The 14,838-nt window shown below is 70.0% G+C and carries 18 protein-coding genes, 1 tRNA gene and 1 pseudogene; 5 read left to right on the plus strand and 15 right to left on the minus strand.

The genetic code is table 11. The features are described from left to right. Positions 1-3: 3 nt before the first annotated feature. Positions 4-522 (minus strand): CGNR zinc finger domain-containing protein, encoded by a 519-nt coding sequence (locus tag WFJ36_RS12035; RefSeq protein WP_336643347.1) that lies wholly within the window; start codon positions 520-522, stop codon positions 4-6. Between the two features lie 25 nt (positions 523-547). Between WFJ36_RS12035 and WFJ36_RS12040 the strand changes: the two genes are divergently transcribed. Then, the gene (locus WFJ36_RS12040) at positions 548-766 is read left to right on the plus strand and encodes a hypothetical protein (RefSeq protein WP_336643348.1); all 219 of its coding nucleotides are present in this window, start codon (positions 548-550) and stop codon (positions 764-766) included. Here WFJ36_RS12040 and WFJ36_RS12045 read toward each other — a convergent pair. From WFJ36_RS12045 to WFJ36_RS12090, 10 genes and pseudogenes are all read right to left on the minus strand, one after another. Beyond that, positions 747-1,280, minus strand: coding sequence for a DUF1697 domain-containing protein (locus WFJ36_RS12045; RefSeq protein WP_071328861.1), 534 nt, complete (start codon positions 1,278-1,280; stop codon positions 747-749). The two genes, WFJ36_RS12040 and WFJ36_RS12045, sit on opposite strands and share 20 nt — an antisense overlap. Then, positions 1,277-1,858 carry an isochorismatase family protein gene (locus tag WFJ36_RS12050; RefSeq protein WP_336643349.1) on the minus strand — a complete coding sequence of 194 codons (582 nt, stop codon included), beginning with the start codon at positions 1,856-1,858 and terminating at the stop codon, positions 1,277-1,279. Before WFJ36_RS12050 ends, WFJ36_RS12045 begins: the two co-directional genes overlap by 4 nt. A gap of 78 nt (positions 1,859-1,936) precedes the next feature. Beyond that, positions 1,937-2,009 (minus strand) — tRNA-Thr (locus WFJ36_RS12055). A gap of 69 nt (positions 2,010-2,078) precedes the next feature. After that, positions 2,079-3,632: an alpha/beta hydrolase gene (locus WFJ36_RS12060; protein ID WP_071328863.1), complete on the minus strand. Its 1,554-nt coding sequence runs from the start codon at positions 3,630-3,632 to the stop codon at positions 2,079-2,081. Next, positions 3,629-4,786, minus strand: coding sequence for a DNA polymerase III subunit delta' (locus WFJ36_RS12065; RefSeq protein WP_071328864.1), 1,158 nt, complete (start codon positions 4,784-4,786; stop codon positions 3,629-3,631). The genes WFJ36_RS12060 and WFJ36_RS12065 overlap by 4 nt, the downstream gene beginning before the upstream one ends. A gap of 84 nt (positions 4,787-4,870) precedes the next feature. Next, complete coding sequence (gene tmk / locus WFJ36_RS12070) at positions 4,871-5,500, minus strand: dTMP kinase (protein ID WP_292788327.1); 630 nt, start codon at positions 5,498-5,500, stop codon at positions 4,871-4,873. Further along, on the minus strand, positions 5,497-8,352 hold the full coding sequence (gene topA, locus WFJ36_RS12075) for a type I DNA topoisomerase (RefSeq protein ID WP_336643350.1): 2,856 nt from the start codon (positions 8,350-8,352) through the stop codon (positions 5,497-5,499). Before topA ends, tmk begins: the two co-directional genes overlap by 4 nt. Before the next feature lie 78 nt (positions 8,353-8,430). Next, on the minus strand, positions 8,431-8,760 hold the full coding sequence (locus WFJ36_RS12080; RefSeq protein ID WP_071328867.1) for an Rv3654c family TadE-like protein: 330 nt from the start codon (positions 8,758-8,760) through the stop codon (positions 8,431-8,433). Further along, positions 8,760-9,140 (minus strand): TadE family type IV pilus minor pilin, encoded by a 381-nt coding sequence (locus WFJ36_RS12085; protein ID WP_292788324.1) that lies wholly within the window; start codon positions 9,138-9,140, stop codon positions 8,760-8,762. Before WFJ36_RS12085 ends, WFJ36_RS12080 begins: the two co-directional genes overlap by 1 nt. Next, positions 9,137-9,241 (minus strand): annotated as a pseudogene (locus WFJ36_RS12090) (DUF4244 domain-containing protein); the annotation flags it as partial. The gene WFJ36_RS12085 and the pseudogene WFJ36_RS12090, both read right to left, overlap by 4 nt. Positions 9,242-9,270: 29 nt before the next feature. Here WFJ36_RS12090 and WFJ36_RS12095 point away from each other — a divergent pair. From WFJ36_RS12095 to WFJ36_RS12105, 3 genes are all read left to right on the plus strand, one after another. Continuing rightward, on the plus strand, positions 9,271-10,866 hold the full coding sequence (locus tag WFJ36_RS12095; protein ID WP_336643351.1) for a recombinase family protein: 1,596 nt from the start codon (positions 9,271-9,273) through the stop codon (positions 10,864-10,866). Positions 10,867-10,893: 27 nt separating this feature from the next. Next, a complete protein-coding gene (locus WFJ36_RS12100; protein WP_336643352.1) occupies positions 10,894-11,292 on the plus strand; it encodes a hypothetical protein in 399 nt (132 codons plus the stop codon). Positions 11,293-11,812: 520 nt separating this feature from the next. Then, positions 11,813-12,403 (plus strand): hypothetical protein, encoded by a 591-nt coding sequence (locus WFJ36_RS12105; RefSeq protein ID WP_336643353.1) that lies wholly within the window; start codon positions 11,813-11,815, stop codon positions 12,401-12,403. Between the two features lie 41 nt (positions 12,404-12,444). On the opposite strand, the gene WFJ36_RS12110 is transcribed toward WFJ36_RS12105, so the two are convergent. After that, positions 12,445-12,660: a helix-turn-helix domain-containing protein gene (locus tag WFJ36_RS12110; protein WP_336643354.1), complete on the minus strand. Its 216-nt coding sequence runs from the start codon at positions 12,658-12,660 to the stop codon at positions 12,445-12,447. 76 nt (positions 12,661-12,736) lie between these two features. On the opposite strand from WFJ36_RS12110, the gene WFJ36_RS12115 reads away from it, so the two are divergent. After that, a complete protein-coding gene (locus WFJ36_RS12115) occupies positions 12,737-12,910 on the plus strand; it encodes a hypothetical protein (protein WP_336643355.1) in 174 nt (57 codons plus the stop codon). A 54-nt stretch (positions 12,911-12,964) separates the two neighbouring features. On the opposite strand, the gene WFJ36_RS12120 is transcribed toward WFJ36_RS12115, so the two are convergent. From WFJ36_RS12120 to WFJ36_RS12130, 3 genes are all read right to left on the minus strand, one after another. After that, positions 12,965-13,198: a hypothetical protein gene (locus WFJ36_RS12120; RefSeq protein WP_336643356.1), complete on the minus strand. Its 234-nt coding sequence runs from the start codon at positions 13,196-13,198 to the stop codon at positions 12,965-12,967. 209 nt (positions 13,199-13,407) lie between these two features. After that, on the minus strand, positions 13,408-13,857 hold the full coding sequence (locus WFJ36_RS12125; protein ID WP_336643357.1) for a hypothetical protein: 450 nt from the start codon (positions 13,855-13,857) through the stop codon (positions 13,408-13,410). Further along, complete coding sequence (locus tag WFJ36_RS12130) at positions 13,854-14,828, minus strand: hypothetical protein (protein WP_336643358.1); 975 nt, start codon at positions 14,826-14,828, stop codon at positions 13,854-13,856. The genes WFJ36_RS12125 and WFJ36_RS12130 overlap by 4 nt, the downstream gene beginning before the upstream one ends. Positions 14,829-14,838: the final 10 nt, after the last annotated feature.

Genomic DNA, 14,838 nt, shown 5'->3' on the forward strand with positions numbered 1-14,838 from the left:
CCCTCAGCTGACGCGCGCCCGATGGCGCCGCACGGCCGCCCGGTTCGCGCACCTCACGGAGCAGAACCGCTGGCGGCCGTTGCGCGTCACGTCCGCGACGACGTTGGTGCACGGCGGCGCGTCGCAGCGCCCGAGTCGGTTCATCCCCCGGGTCACGAGGTGCAGCGCTGTGCCGAGGTTGATGATCGCGCGCAGCACGAAGGGCAGCGAGCGCACGTCGTCCCGGTAGTGCAGGTGCCAGCCCTCGTCATCGTGATTGGTGAGCCGCGGATAGGCACCCGCGGTGGCGAGCTGATCGTTGAGCAGGGCGGCCCGCGCATCGGGGTCCTCCTCATCCACCATGGCCAGCCAGTCGTCGATCACGGCGCGCACCTGCGCGTGATCGTCGGGGGCCGGCGGAAACGTCTGCGTCATCCCGAGCGCGAGCGACCGCTCCTCGATGCCCGCGCGATCGGCCGGCCAGTCGTTCGCGAGGGAGGCCGCGAGGAGCACCGCGTATTCACCGTAAGGGTTGAGATGCATAAGACCATTACATCACGCTGGTCCCATGACCTCCTCCGACACCCTCCCGATCCCCCGGCTCGCCTCCGCCGCCGACACCCACGAGCACGCCTGGCTGGTCGAGTCTCGCCATCCCACCAGCGAGGGCGTCGTGCTGTACGTCCGGTGCGCGGGCTGCGACTCCCGCCGGGTCGACCTCGCCCCGCGTGCCGAGATGCCGCCGACCGCGCTGAGCCGCGCCGTGGTCACGCCGTCAGCGCGATGAGCTTCCGCACCGTGCGCAGGTTGCGCGCCGTGCCGGGAACCCCGAGCGCCCGGTCCAGCACGGCTTTCGTGAGCTTGGTCGTGTGCACCCCGCCGGGGGCGTAATCGATCCACAGATCGTGTCCGACCAGAGCGAGACGCTCCCCTGGCACCAGGCGCTCGTGCAGAGCTTCGAGGGCGCCCGCGGCGGGCTCACCCTCGAGGAACATCGCGTGCACGAGCTTCAGCTCTCCCTCCGGGAAGGGCTGGGCCGCCTCGGACTCGGCGAGCTCGGCGTGCGTGCGATGGATGACCGGCGTGTCGACACCGAACTCCGCCGCGATGAGCGCCCGGACCGTCGCGCAAGCCGCCGCGGGTTCTCGCGGCGTCGCGCAGAGGATGTTGCCGCTCGCGATGTAGGTCGAGACGTCACCCAGGTCGGTCTCGGCGACGAGCAGCTCGCGCAGCCGCATCATCGGCACGCTGTTGCGGCCGCTGACGTTGACCGCGCGGAGGAGGAGGACGCTGCTACTCACGCCTTCGCGCTCTCGAGGAGCTCGGCACCGGCGTGCGCGAGCTCGGCGAGGGCCGCGGCACTGGGTTCGGGCGCGACTCCGGCGACCAGGTCGGTGAGGACGCGGACACGGACGCCGTGCGCGATCGCATCGAGTGCGGAGGCACGGACGCAGTGGTCCGTGGCGATGCCGACGATATCCGCCGTGACGACGCCGGCCGCGCTCAGCACCGCGGCGACGGTCGCCCCGTGGTCGGTCACCCCCGCGAACATCGAGTAGGCCGGACGGCCCTGGCCCTTGCGCACGTGGTGGGTGACGCGGTCGGTCACGAACAGCGGATCGTACTCCGCTCCCGCGGTGCCGGCGACGCAGTGCACCGGCCAGGAGTCGGTGTAGTCGGGAGTGGCGGAGAAGTGGCCGCCGTTGTCGCCGTCGGCATCGTGCCAGTCGCGGGAGGCCACGACGACCTCGTAGTCGTCGGCGTGGGACGCGAGGTAGGCGGAGACGGCGGCGGCCACCGCGTCACCGCCCGGGACCGCGAGGGCGCCGCCCTCGGTGAAGTCGTTCTGCACGTCGACGATGAGAAGCGCTCTGCTCATGCTCCGAGCGTACGCCCCGCGGCCGAGCCCGGAGACGAGGAAACCCCCGGGACCACGAGGGTTCCGGGGGTTTTCCTGAGCCGCTTGTCAGAATCGAACTGACGACCTTTTCATTACGAGTGAAATGCTCTGCCGACTGAGCTAAAGCGGCGTGCGACGCGTGAGCGGCGCGATCACCGATATTACCCTGTCTCGCGCTCGCTCGCGAATCGAGGCGCGATCACTCGCAGCGCAGGCCGTCTTCCGGCACCACGTCTTCGAGGAGAAACGCCTCCACCGCCTCGTCGACGCAGACGTTGCCCTTGTTGTAACCGGTGTGGCCCTCGCCCACGCGGGTGATGAGGACACCCTCGGAGAGCTGGTCGGCGAGCGACTCCGACCACTCGTACGGGGTCGCAGGATCGTTGGTGGTGCCGACGACGACGATGGGACCCGCGCCTTCCGCGGTGATCTTCTCGCGGGTGCCGGTGGGCGGATACGGCCACACCTCGCACGGGTCCGGTCCGGACCAGTACGGCGCGATGGTCGGCGCCCCGTCCGCGATCTTCTTCTCGGTGGCCGCCTCGGCCGCGGGGTCGTCCTCGACCGGGTAGTCCATGCAGTTGTACGCGCGGAAGGCCTCAGTCGAGTTGTCGATGTAGGTGCCGTTCTCCCGGCCGTTGTAGTAGTCGGCCAGGCGGAAGGCCGTCGACGGGTCCCCCTGCAGCGCCTCGTCCAGGGCCTGGGTGAGGATCTCCCAGCTGTCCTCCGAGTACAGCGCCGCGATGATCGCCGTCATCAGGGCGTCGGCGCCCATGAGCCGGCCGTCGCCGTTCTTCAAGGGCGTGCGATCCGCGCTCGCGAGCAGGGCGCCGAGATCGGCCATCGCCTCGTCCACCGTGCCGTTAAACGGGCACGAGCCGGAGTCGAGGCAGTTCTGCATGTAGGCCCGCAGCGCCGACTCGAAGCCGAGTGCCTGCGTAGCACCGACCTCGAGGCCGGGGACGGAGGGATCGATCGCTCCATCGAGCACGAGCCGTCCGGCCTTCTCCGGGTAGAGCTTGGCGTAGGTCGCCCCGAGGAACGTGCCGTACGAGTACCCGAGGTAGTTGAGCTCCTTGTCGCCCAGGACGGCACGGAGGAGGTCCATGTCGCGGGCGGCGTTGACCGTGGTGATGTACGGCAGGATCCCCTCGCTGTTGGCGTCGCACGCCTCACCGAAGGCGCGGGCCGAGTCGAGCAGCTCGGACTCCCACTCCGGGGTGCCCCGCGGCGCGGAGGGGATGCCGTAGAGGTACCCGTCCATCTCCTTCGCGTCGTAGCAGGTGACCGCGGTGGAGGCGCCCACCCCCCGGGGATCGAAGCCGATGACGTCGTAGTTCTCGATGAGCGCCGGACCGACCGCGTAGTCGAGGCTGCCCTGGATGAGGTCGACGCCGCTGGAACCGGGGCCGCCGGGGTTCGTGAGCAGCGAGCCGATCGCCTCGCCCTCGGCGCGGTGCCGCACCACGGCGAGCTCGATCTCTCCCGCGCTCGGGTCTTCCCAGTCGAGCGGCGCGGTGACGGTCGTGCAGTCGAAGCCCTGACCGCAGTCGGTCCAGTCCAGCCCCTGGGAGTAGAACGGCAGCAGATCTTCCGCGACGCCCTCGGTGTCCGGCGTCTTCTCCACGGCCGGCTTCGAGGACTGCTCCGGGATCATGGCGTACAGGCAGCCGGAGAGCGCGACCGAAGCCGCGGCGAGACCGGCGACGATCGCCGCGGTGCGACGGAAGCGGGACAGGGATCGAGTCTTCACGGTTTCCTCCCGCTCGTGACGGTCACGAGCAAACTCTCGAGTGCGAGCAGCGGGGCGACGTTGCGCTCCAGCGCCTCACGGGTCTCGGCCAGGTGGTCGAGCACGACCAGCGTGCGCTCCACACTCCAGGCGGCGGCGAGGCCGGCCACCTCGGTGTGCAGTTCGCGGTTGATGAGATCGTCACCGCGACCGTACTGCAGCATCACGACATCGCGGAAGAGCGACTGCAGGTCGGTGAGGACCCGGTCGATGCCGTCCCGCAGACTCCGCGTCGCCCGTTTCTTCTGGTCGTCCTCCAGCGCCGACACCTGAGCACGCAGCGCCGGAGGCACCGCCTGCCCCTCGGCGACCCCGACGGTGCGCAGGAGAGCGGCGCGTTCCGCCGCGTCCCGCTCGGCGGTGAGCGCCTTGGCGTCTTCCGTCGCCGCCTGGATGATGCGCCCGGCGACCTCGACCGCGTCGTTGACGCCGCGCACCCCGATCACGGCACGGAGCGTCTCGTCGCGGCGGCGGCGTGCGGCATCGTCGGTGGCGAGACGCTGGGCCATGCCGATGTGGCGCTGCGCGTGGCGGGCGGCCTGCTCGGCGACGGCCTCGTCCACGCCCGTGCGGAGGCTGATGAGGCGGGACACGTCCGCCACGTCGGGTTCGCGGAGTCGGAGCGACCGCACGCGTGACCGGATGGTCGGGAGGAGGTCGGCCTCACTGGGCGCGCAGAGGATCCAGACGGTCTGCTCCGGCGGCTCCTCCAGCGCCTTGAGCAGCACGTTCGAGGTGCGCTCGACCATCCGGTCGGCGTCCTCGACGACGATGACCCGGTAGCGCCCGGCAGAGGGCGCGAAGTAGGAGCGTTCGACGAGGGCCCGCGCCTCGGCGATGGTGATGATCACCTTGTCAGTGCGCAGCGCCGTCACATCGGGGTGCGTGCCGGCGAGGACCTGCCGCATCGTGGCCTCGTCATCGGGCCCCTCGGCGATGAGCGCGGCGGCGAAGGCGTAGGCGAGGGTCGAGCGTCCGGAGCCCGGAGGGCCCGTGATCAGCCAGGCGTGCGAGAGCGCGGCGGGATCGGACGCGGCGGCGCGCAGCGTCTCGACGGCGGCCTCCTGCCCCCAGACGTCGGCCCAGGGAAACGGCGGGGCGAGGGTCGAGGGCATGCACTCAGCCTAATCGCGACCGCCGACGCTCCCACCACCCGCCGGGGACTGGGCCTCCCAACGGACGAGGCCCCCGATGAAGGATCAGTCGAACAGTGCGGAGACGCGGGCGCGGATGCGCTCGGCGATGCGCTCGGGCGACGCCGCAGCGTCGATCACGAGGAACCGGGCAGGCTCCGCGCGGGCCAGTTCGAGATAGGCGTCGCGCACACGGGCGTGGAAGGCCTCCTTCTCGGCCTCCAGCCGATCGAACGGCTTGTCGGCCGAGTCGAGGCGCGTGCGCGCCATGGCCGGATCGAGATCGAGGAGCACGGTGAGATCCGGAAGCGCCCCCTCGGCCGCCCACAGCGACAGATCGCGAATCTCCGCGGCATCGAGGACGCGTCCGGCGCCCTGGTACGCCACCGAGGAGTCGAGATAGCGGTCCTGCAGCACGATCTCGCCGCGAGCGAGCGCGGGGCGCACCACCGTCGCGACGTGGTGCGCGCGGTCGGCGGCGTAGAGCAGCGCCTCCGCGCGCGGTGCGATGTCGCCGCGGTGGTGGAGCACGATGTCGCGGATGAGCTGCCCGACCTCGGAGCCACCCGGCTCCCGGGTGCGCACGACCGTTCGACCGCTCTGCTCCAGCCAGATGGCGAGGAGGTTCGACTGGGTCGTCTTCCCGGAGCCGTCCCCGCCCTCCAGCGTGATCCAGAAGCCGGGGCCTGCGGTCACGAGTCCGCCTTCTCTGCCGCCTTCGCCGCCGCGTTCGCGGCCCGGGTCGCCGCCGCCTTCTTGGCCGCCGCCGAGCGGGCTGCCGACGTGGTCGACGCCTTCGCCGTCGAGGACTTCTTCGCCGTGGAGGCCTTGGCCGGGGACTTCTTGGCCGGGGACTTCTTGGCCGGAGCCTTCTTCGCGGGAGCCTTCTTCGCCGCTCCCCGCTTGGGCGCCGGACCCTTGGCGCGCTTGTCCGCGAGCATCTGCACGGCGATCTCGAACGTGATGTCGTCCGGGGTCTGTCCCCGCGGGATGGTGACGTTCGTCTCGCCGTCGGTGACGTACGGCCCGAAGCGGCCGTCGCGCACGCGGATGGGCTTGCCGCTCACCGGGTCGGCTTCGAACTCGGCCAGCGCGCTCGACGCCCGCCGGGCGCCGTACTTGGGCTGCTGGTAGATCTCCAGCGCCTGTTCGAGCGTGACGTCGAAGATCTGCGACTCGCTCTCCAGCGACCGGGAGTCGGCACCCTTCTTCAGGTAGGGACCGAAGCGGCCGTTCTGCGCGGTGATCTCGTCCCCCGTCTCCGGGTCGACGCCGACGACACGCGGCAGGCTCAGCAGCTGCAGCGCGGTATCGAGATCGATCGTGTCCACCGACATCGAGCGGAACAGCGAGGCGGTGCGGGGCTTGGGCGCCGCTTCCTTCTTCGCGCCGCGCTTGGGCTTAGGGGCCTCGACGACCTCACCGGTGGCCTCATCGACGGCGGCATCGTCGGAGACCGGATCGTTCTCCTGCACGTAGGGGCCGAAGCGTCCGTCCTTGACGACGACGACCTTGCCGTTGTCCGGGTTCACCCCGAGGACACGGTCGCCGGCGACCGGCGCATCGATGAGCTCCTGGGCCTTCTCCGCCGTGAGCTCGTCAGGCGCGAGATCTTCGGGGACGTTGACGATGCGCGGCTTGGCCTCCGGATCCTTCGGGTCCGTCACCTCGAGGTAGGGGCCGTACTTGCCGAACCGGAGGGTCGCGGTATCGGTGATCCGCGTCGAGTTCAGCGCCCGGGCGTCGATCTCCCCGAGGTTGTCGACGACCTGGCGGAGACCCACGTGCGAGTCGGAGCCGAAATAAAACGACTTCAGCCATTCCACGCGGTTCTGCTCGCCGCGTGCGATGGTGTCGAGGTCGTCTTCGAGCGCCGCCGTGAAGTCGTAGTCGACGAGCTCGGCGAAGTGCTCTTCGAGCAGACGCACCACGCTGAACGCGAGCCACGTCGGAACGAGGGCCTGGCCGCGCTTGACCGCGTACCCGCGATCGAGGATGGTCTCCGGGATGGTGGCGAAGGTCGAGGGACGGCCGATGCCCTTCTCCTCGAGCACCTTCACCAGCGAGGCCTCGGTGTAGCGCGGCTTCGGCGTGGTGCGGTGCCCCTTCGCCTCTGCGGCGGACACCGCCAGCTCGTCTCCGACGGAGACCGCGGGGAGGGACTGATTCTCCGCGGCGTCGGCGTCGCTGCGCTTCTCGTCGCGGCCCTCTTCGTAGGCCTCCAGGAACCCCTTGAAGGTGTAGACCGTGCCCGAGGCGGTGAACTCCGCCGTCTGCCCGTCCGCCTCGACCGCGATGGTGACGGTCGTCGTCTCGTACTTGGCGTCCGACATCTGGCTGGCGACGGTGCGCTTCCAGATGAGGTCGTACAGCCGCTGCTCCTCGCGGTCGAGCTCGCCGGACAGCGAGGACGGTGTGCGGAAGTTCTCCCCCGAGGGGCGGATCGCCTCGTGCGCCTCCTGCGCGTTCTTGCTCTTCGACTTGTAGACGCGCGGCTTGAGGGGCACCGCGTTGTCGCCGTAGAGAGCCACGGCCTGACTCCGGGCCGCTTGCACCGCCTGGGTGCTCAGCGCCGTGGAGTCGGTACGCATATAGGTGATGTAGCCCTTCTCATAGAGGCGCTGGGCGACGCTCATCGCCTGCTTCGCGCTCATCGAGAGCTTGCGGCCCGCCTCCTGCTGCATGGTGGAGGTCGTGAAGGGCGCATAGGGGCTGCGGGTTCCCGGCTTGGCCTCGACCTTGGTGACGGTTCCCGCCCCGGCGGCATCCACGGCGCGCGCGAGGGCGGCCGCCCTCGCCTCGTCGAGGACGACGACCGCCTTCTTGAGCTTTCCGGTGTCGTCGAAGTCGGAGCCTCGGGCGAGCTGGCCGCCGTCCACGCGCACCAGGCGGATGCGGAAGGACGTACCGGTCGCGGCCGCGTCGGCGTCGACGTCCCAGTACTCCGCAGAGACGAACGCCATGCGCTCACGCTCGCGGTCGACGATCAGGCGGGTTGCGGCGGACTGCACCCGGCCGGCCGAGATCCCGGTCTTGACCTTGTACCAGAGCACGGGCGAGACATCCCACCCGTAGAGGCGGTCGAGGATGCGCCGGGTCTCCTGCGCGTCGACGAGGGCGTGGTCGAGTTCACGGGTGTTGCCGACGGCGGCCTGGATCGCGTCCTTGGTGATCTCGTGGAAGACCATGCGCTTGACCGGCACCTTGGGCTTGAGCGTCTCCAGCAGGTGCCAGGCGATCGCCTCGCCCTCGCGGTCCTCATCAGTGGCGAGCAGGACCTCATCGGCGTGCTTGAGCGCGCGCTTGAGCTCGGCGACCGTCTTGGTCTTGCGGTCCGAGACCACGTAGTAGGGGTCGAAGCCGTTGTCGATGTCGATGGAGTACTTGCCGTACGCCTTCTTGTCCTCGGCTGGGATGTCCTTCTTGTCGGCGAGGTCGCGGATGTGCCCGACAGAGCTGAGCACCTCGTAACCGTCGCCGAGGTATCCCTGAATAGACCGCATCTTCGTCGGGGACTCGACGATGACGAGCTTCTTGCCTTCAGCCAAGGGGCGTCCTTTCTTCGAAGCACACCATACACACCGCTATCAGGGGTCGTTCACAGCGGGCGAGGGGTAGAGCCGCCGTCATGGTTCCTCGGGTGGCCCGGCACGAGCGCGGGAGACGGCAGCGAGTCCAGCGTACGCCGCCTCCACCGACACGGTCGCCACATACCCTTGCAGCGAACAGCTCGTCAGGGCCGCCCCGCTCGCCGCGGCGACCCTGGCGGCCAGCGCACACGGCTCGTCCGCCGTCGGCACCGCGCCGCTCGCGGCATCCGCGGCGGCGAGCGCGGCGGCGTCGGCAGCGCCCGCCGCCCGCTGTGCCGTGACCGCCGCGCCGCCCACCGCCGCAAGACCGACGGACAGCGTGGCGCTCACCACGAGGAGCGCGGCCGCGAGCGCCGAGCCCGCCATCAGCGGCCCCCGTCCAGCGCACAGCTCGAGGCGCGCAGCGGGACGCTGACGACCGCTCCGAGGGAGAGCCGGAGCGTCGCCGTGGCGCACACGAGGTCGCCCGCAGGGGCGAACGCGGCACCGGCGCCAGGGATCGCCTCGTGGACGACCCGGGCTGCCGCCGCCGGGTCCTCGCCGCGGCCGAGCAGCCGCGCGGCGTCGGCGGCCGCATCCTGCAGCGCGACCTGCCTCGACGCCGCCACGAGAGCACCCGCCCCGAGCAGCAGCACCAGCACGATGGCCGGCAGGGCCAGGGCGAGCTCCGCCGCGACGGCGCCACGGTCACCACGCCACCGCCAGTGCGCCGGGGGCGCATCGGCATCGGGTACGCCGCCCGTCATGAGACAGTCAGAGCTCGACGGACGAGGCCCGTGAGGATTCCCCGCACCTCGTCCGAGCGCATGATCGCCACGAGCAGACCGGCGAAGGCGACCGCGGCCACTATTGGCCTATAAGGGCATTATTGATTGCATGACGCCGAAGAAGCACCAGACCCGCGCCGCGATCTACGCGAGGCAGTCCGTCTCCGACAGCGAGGGCATCGGCATCCAGCTCGAGAAGGCGCACGCGTTGGCAGCGTCGCGCGACTTCGAGGTCGTCGACAAGTACATCGACGACGGCGTGAGCGGGTACAAGGCGCGCGAGGAGGGAACCGCGTTCGCGCGGATGCTCGACGACGCCCGAGCGCGGCGCTTCGACGTCGTGATCGTCCGCAAGCTCGACCGCCTCGGCCGCTCGCTCTCCGCGCTTGAGGCGCTGACGACGGCGAAGGCGCAGGTGGTGACCACCGACGGCGAGGTCGACCTCACGACGGTGAACGGCCGCCTCATGGCGAACCTGCTGACGTCGGTCGCGCGGGCCGAGAGCGAGACGAAGGCGGAGCGCCGGGTGAACCGCAACGACGAGCGCCGGAAGGACGGCGTCCCGACGTCGGGGCGGGTGCCGTACGGCTACCGCTGGGTCACGACGAAGGAGCGCGCCGAGCGCGGCACGGATGAGGCCTACGAGCTGGACGACGAGCGCGCTGCGGACGTGCGCGGGATCTTCGAGGCCTTCCTCGGCGGCGTCCCGCTCGGGTCGATCGCCCGCGATCTGAACACGGCCGGGAAGCGCACGATGCCGACGAAGCGGCACCCCGAAGGAGTGCCGTTCTCGCCGACGTCGGTGCGCCGCATGCTGATGAACCCGTACTACGCCGCGCTCCTGCCGCGCGAGGCACCGAAGGACGGCGCGCACTACGACCAGAGCAGCGTCGACGTCGACGATTGCGTGCCCGGCCGGTGGCCAGCGATCGTGACCGTCGCGCAGTGGCAGGCGGCGAAGAAGAAGCTCGACCATCCCGAGCGGAAGACCTCGCCCGGCCCGACGCGGCGGTGGCTGCTCAGCGGCCTGGCGATCTGCGGCGGCCACGGCAAGCGCGACGACGCCGCGATCCAGTCGCGGGCGCTGCAGGCCACCGGCCGCACCGACGCCGCCGAGCTGACGCCGCAAGAGATCGCCGAGGCCGCCGTCGCGCTGGCCGAGGAACGGTGCGGCATGCCGATCCGCGCAGGCGGCGGTGAGAAGGGCATCCACTCGTATCGGTGCGGCAGTATGGCGCATTTCATGCGCCGGGGCAAGCCGCTCGACGACTTCATCACGCGGCTCGTGGTCGCGCGCCTCGCAGCACCGGACGCGGCCGATCTGCTCGTCGACCGGGAGCGGCCCGACGCGGAGGCGCTGAGCGCCGAGCTGACGCGCCTGGAGGCGGTGCGGCGGGAACTGGGCGACGATCGCGACGAAGGCCTGATCGGCCGCGCGGAGTACCAGCGGCGGCTCAAGCGCGTCGACGCGAAGCTCGCCGAGGTGCGCGCGAAGCTCGAGCGCGGCGCGGTCATCGAGCCGCTGCGCGATCTGGTCGGAGCGGACGACGTGCGCGCGGTGTGGGACGCGCTGACGCTCGGTCGCAAGCGCGCAGTGATCGAGGCGCTGATGACGATCGTCGTGCACAGCGTCGGGCAGGGGAACCGCCGCAATATGCCCGACGCGGCCATGGCGAGCACGCTCAGCATTCTCTGGCACGCGTGAGCTGATAGCTGACGCTACGATTCGAGCATGATGACGACACGGACCATTGGCTTTCTTCTGTCGACCGCAGTGGTCGCGGTGCTGCTCGCCGGGTGCTCAGGCGTCGATGAAGCCGGAGCGTGCGACCAGGCGAAGTCGATCGCTATAGACGTCAGGTCCGCGATCAGCGCAGGCGGGGCCATCACCGAGCTCGAAGAATCGGACGAGAATCTCGACGAACTCCACCGTCTCGCGGACCAGCTACGAGACGTGAGCGGATCGGTCGACTTGAATGAAGCCACCGCAGAGATGGCCGATGCCGTGGACGACTTCGCAGACGAGCTCTTGGACATTCGCAACGGGAACGGCGACGAGGACGACGCGCAGGAAGCTGGCGGGTATATCGCGCAGGGAATCGTGCTCATCAACATGTATTGCGCTGGATAGGCGGGGATCTCGGTCTGCGCTCGCATCAGCCCTCGGTCAGCAGGATCGCCACCGGCGCCCCGAGGTCGTTGCTAAAGGCCCGCGTCGAAGCGGCCTAAGAGGGTGTGCAGGGTGTGCAGGCACTCAACATTGACGAGAAATGCGCGCGCGTGGGCGCGTCAATATAGAGAGGTTGCACACCCTGCACACCCCCCGGAATTACGCGGAAGTCGGGCGGCGCGAGATTGGCGATTGCGGCGCTGGAAAGTTGAAAATGCCCGCGGAGGGCGCCCCCCCCCCGATCCCCGCCCGCACTAAGGCGACGATTCGGAGCGCGTTACGGTAGCGGGATGACCTATGCCGACGACTTCGGGAGCACCGAGCCGCGATGCCCAGACTGCGGCGTCGTAATGCGCGGCGAGGAGGGCGGCTGGAGCTGCCCGGAGTGCCGGAGGTTCGAGCCGACCGAGCAGGGGCCGCTCCCGCCGCCCTTCGAGGGGCCGGGCATCCACGGCGGATGACGTATGCCAGGATGAGCGGCATGAGCCTGAACCCGCGCGACGTTACAACGGAGGCGTTCGCCCGCATGCTGGCCGATGGCGAATTGCGGAAGATCCTTGGCGTGGATCTTTCTCAAGGTTCCGCCGATGCTGTTCTGTCGTCGCCGGAGCTGTTGGCGGACTACTACAGGAGATGGTCGGATGCAGCAGTCATGCTGCAAGGGACGGGCGCGACGCAACCTCACAGTGATCCGCCTGCACGCCGTTCGAACGCCGTGCGCCCCTCAGCGCGCAGCACATTAGGAATGCAAAGCGCCGTTCAGGGAGTCATTTGGGCTGGCGCGAGCCTAGTACTCGTCGGCCTCACCTTAACGCTAGCGATTGCGCTGGCACGAAGCGACGACCCGAATCTCGGGCAGCCAGCGGCAATCTATTGGACTCAGGTCGGCTTGTTCTTCGCCATTCTCTTGTGCGTTTGGGGGCTCATGCACGCCGTTCGAGCTACACGTTTCGGTGGTAGCGCGGAAGTGGGTACGCCGCGAAAGACTGCCACCATCGTTCTCGGAGTGATCGGACTGATAGCCAACGTGTTCTTCGCGTTGTCGTGGATCCTGACATGGGTGACGCTTTAGAACGGGGTACGCCGTCGGATCGTTAGCGCCCGCTGTTGTGATTAGGGCTTACCCGGGAACAGATCCCGGACCTCGACCTCTAGCGCGTCCGCGAGACGATAGAGCACGTCGAGTGTCGGGTTTCGCCGACCCCGCTCGACGCCGCTGACATAGGTGCGATCTAGCCCAGCTTTGTGAGCGAACGCCTCCTGCGACAGCGTCAGAGCTTCTCGAAGCTCGCGCACGCGCACACCGAGAGCGACGCGAGGAGAAGGCATGAAACCACCGTCTCGATATGCTGACGATGAGTCCACGGACTATGAGTCACACATTCATCGCAGAGAGGTCGCACCCATGGCGAGCAAGAAGGAACCATACGAGACGCAGACCGTCAACTCAGAGCGCGCCGCGGCGAAGCTGGTGGCCAAGGGCTGGGAGGTCGTCAGCAGCACGTCAAGCGGAACCTGGGTGACAGGCAAGCGCACGGTGGTTATCCTTCGGCGACCGAACCCCAAGTACAAGGGCTGAGTGTAAGAAGCGGCGCGCTGGGGATGCGCGACCCCGACGCGCCGCAGTCGTGGATCATCCCTCGTCGTCGACGACCTCGGCATCCACGACCTCGAGCGCGGCGGGAGTAGACGCTGCAGCCAGAGGGCGCTCTCTGGCGCGAACCGCGAGAAGTTGCTGCAGCAGCAACTCGCGCGATTCCTCGAGCGTGACATGGCCCTCGATCCGAGAGGCGCGCGGGAACCCGGCGCGGTCCAGGATCGCCTCGGCGGCGCGGAGCTTGTCCTGGTCGCGAGCGCCTTTCACCATCACCCGCGCCAGCGTCCCGATCGCCGGGTCAACCAGCTCTGCCAGCCGGAGCCGAGCGCGTCGCCGCACCGCCGGAGCGCCACCGCCGTGAAAGCGACACACCGTGCCGCCGGGGATCGGCCGGTTACCACACCGCTCACCGGTCGACCGCGCATGCGCCGTGCAGCGGGGAGCACCGCTCATAGGGTCGCGTGCTTCCATGGGGTCGTTCACGACAGCACCGCCAGGTCGGTCCCGCGCAGCCCTTCGGCGACGGCGCATGCCTCACAGAGCGCGATCGCGAACACGACGTGCGGCCGCGCCACCTCGGCGGGCACGAGCGCCTTGTGCAGCGCCGACGCCCGGGCGGTATCGCAGCGCTCACAGGTGCGACGCCAGCCCGCCTCGATCTCGTCGCGGAAGTCGGCAGCGCACGCCCGGCAACCCACGAAGGCGTGACCAGGGAACGCGATCATGTCGGGGAGGTCGCCCTCCTCCGTCGCGCCCAGATGCGTGCACATGGCCGCCAGCGACTTCCGGGACGCTACGCGGGGATCCACGCGCTCGATGAGGTCGTCGATCGCGGTGTCGAGGAACGCCGAGCGCGGCAGCGAAGCGAGGTCGACGCCGGAGAGCGTCGCGCGCTCCGCCAGCGCCGCCCAGACCACCCCGACGCTCATCGCGCACCCGCGTTCACGTAGCCGCGCTCCTGCACGTCGACGAGGTCGCGCCGCAGCGCCGCGACGTCGACGTGCGCCCACGGCTCCGCGTTCGGCGGCGTGCCGTCCGGGAGAGCGCCCCAGCCGACGACGGTCATCTCGATCGCGTCGAGGGCGAAGGTGCGCGTCATCCCGAGGTGCTGCAGCAGCGCCCGGCGAAGCGAGGTCTGACCGACGGAGCCGACGTCGGCGAGCGCGTCCGAGCAGGCGGAGCAGACGTCGCCCTCGATCGGTGCGGCGGAGGGCTGACCGCCGAGCGAGCGCGTCGACGCCGTGAGCGCCTCCCACACCGTGCTCGCCGCCACACCGCAGAGCAGGCAGCCACGGCGCTCTGAGTCGGCGGGAGGGCCGAGCGGGACCGCCACCGGCCCCGTGCGCAGCAGGCGCGAGCGCAGCAGAGCCGCGAGGCCGTCACGCGCCGCCTGGCGCAGCTCGGAGCCGACGTGGGCGAAAGGCGAAGCGTTCGCGACGCCGAGGCGAGCATCGGAGGCCTGCACCGGCGCGAAGCGTGCCGACCACAGCGCCGCGGCACCCGCGACGTTCAGCTGCTCGAGCGCGGTCGAGAGGTCGCGCGGCGACTCCAGGCGCACGGCGGAGCCGGTGACGCCCTCGACGGCGAGCACCGCCTCCAGGCGCTCCACGATCAGCGAGCGGGAGCCGAGACGGGCTGCGAACGCGCCGAACGCGTCGACGGCGGCGCGGGCACGCTCGAGGCGGCCGAGGCAGGCGGCGCAACGGGTGACCGCCAGCGAGCGCTGCGGCGTCAGCTCGCGCACACCGAGACGCGGATCGTCGACGGCGGCGATCGCCAGCTCGGTGACGTCGCGCTGCAGGTGCGGGCCGGGGACGGCGACACCGCAGACCCCGCAGGGCAGCAGCGAGCCGGTGAGGGCGATCGCGACCGGGACGGCCGCGGGAGAGGTGGTGGACATGAGAACTCCT

The organism is Microbacterium sp. MMO-113 (assembly GCF_037148555.1).
Lineage (GTDB): Bacteria > Actinomycetota > Actinomycetes > Actinomycetales > Microbacteriaceae > Microbacterium.

What these genes read in the sequence shown, in the direction of transcription:
- WFJ36_RS12035 (WP_336643347.1), bottom strand. Translation starts at nt 522, where the DNA reads ATGCATCTCAACCCTTACGGTGAATACGCGGTGCTCCTCGCGGCCTCC.
- WFJ36_RS12040 (WP_336643348.1), top strand. Translation starts at nt 548, where the DNA reads ATGACCTCCTCCGACACCCTCCCGATCCCCCGGCTCGCCTCCGCCGCC.
- WFJ36_RS12050 (WP_336643349.1), bottom strand. Translation starts at nt 1,858, where the DNA reads ATGAGCAGAGCGCTTCTCATCGTCGACGTGCAGAACGACTTCACCGAG.
- WFJ36_RS12065 (WP_071328864.1), bottom strand. Translation starts at nt 4,786, where the DNA reads ATGCCCTCGACCCTCGCCCCGCCGTTTCCCTGGGCCGACGTCTGGGGG.
- WFJ36_RS12080 (WP_071328867.1), bottom strand. Translation starts at nt 8,760, where the DNA reads ATGGCGGGCTCGGCGCTCGCGGCCGCGCTCCTCGTGGTGAGCGCCACG.
- WFJ36_RS12085 (WP_292788324.1), bottom strand. Translation starts at nt 9,140, where the DNA reads ATGACGGGCGGCGTACCCGATGCCGATGCGCCCCCGGCGCACTGGCGG.
- WFJ36_RS12095 (WP_336643351.1), top strand. Translation starts at nt 9,271, where the DNA reads ATGACGCCGAAGAAGCACCAGACCCGCGCCGCGATCTACGCGAGGCAG.
- WFJ36_RS12100 (WP_336643352.1), top strand. Translation starts at nt 10,894, where the DNA reads ATGATGACGACACGGACCATTGGCTTTCTTCTGTCGACCGCAGTGGTC.
- WFJ36_RS12105 (WP_336643353.1), top strand. Translation starts at nt 11,813, where the DNA reads ATGAGCCTGAACCCGCGCGACGTTACAACGGAGGCGTTCGCCCGCATG.
- WFJ36_RS12110 (WP_336643354.1), bottom strand. Translation starts at nt 12,660, where the DNA reads ATGCCTTCTCCTCGCGTCGCTCTCGGTGTGCGCGTGCGCGAGCTTCGA.
- WFJ36_RS12115 (WP_336643355.1), top strand. Translation starts at nt 12,737, where the DNA reads ATGGCGAGCAAGAAGGAACCATACGAGACGCAGACCGTCAACTCAGAG.
- WFJ36_RS12120 (WP_336643356.1), bottom strand. Translation starts at nt 13,198, where the DNA reads ATGGTGAAAGGCGCTCGCGACCAGGACAAGCTCCGCGCCGCCGAGGCG.
- WFJ36_RS12125 (WP_336643357.1), bottom strand. Translation starts at nt 13,857, where the DNA reads ATGAGCGTCGGGGTGGTCTGGGCGGCGCTGGCGGAGCGCGCGACGCTC.
- WFJ36_RS12130 (WP_336643358.1), bottom strand. Translation starts at nt 14,828, where the DNA reads ATGTCCACCACCTCTCCCGCGGCCGTCCCGGTCGCGATCGCCCTCACC.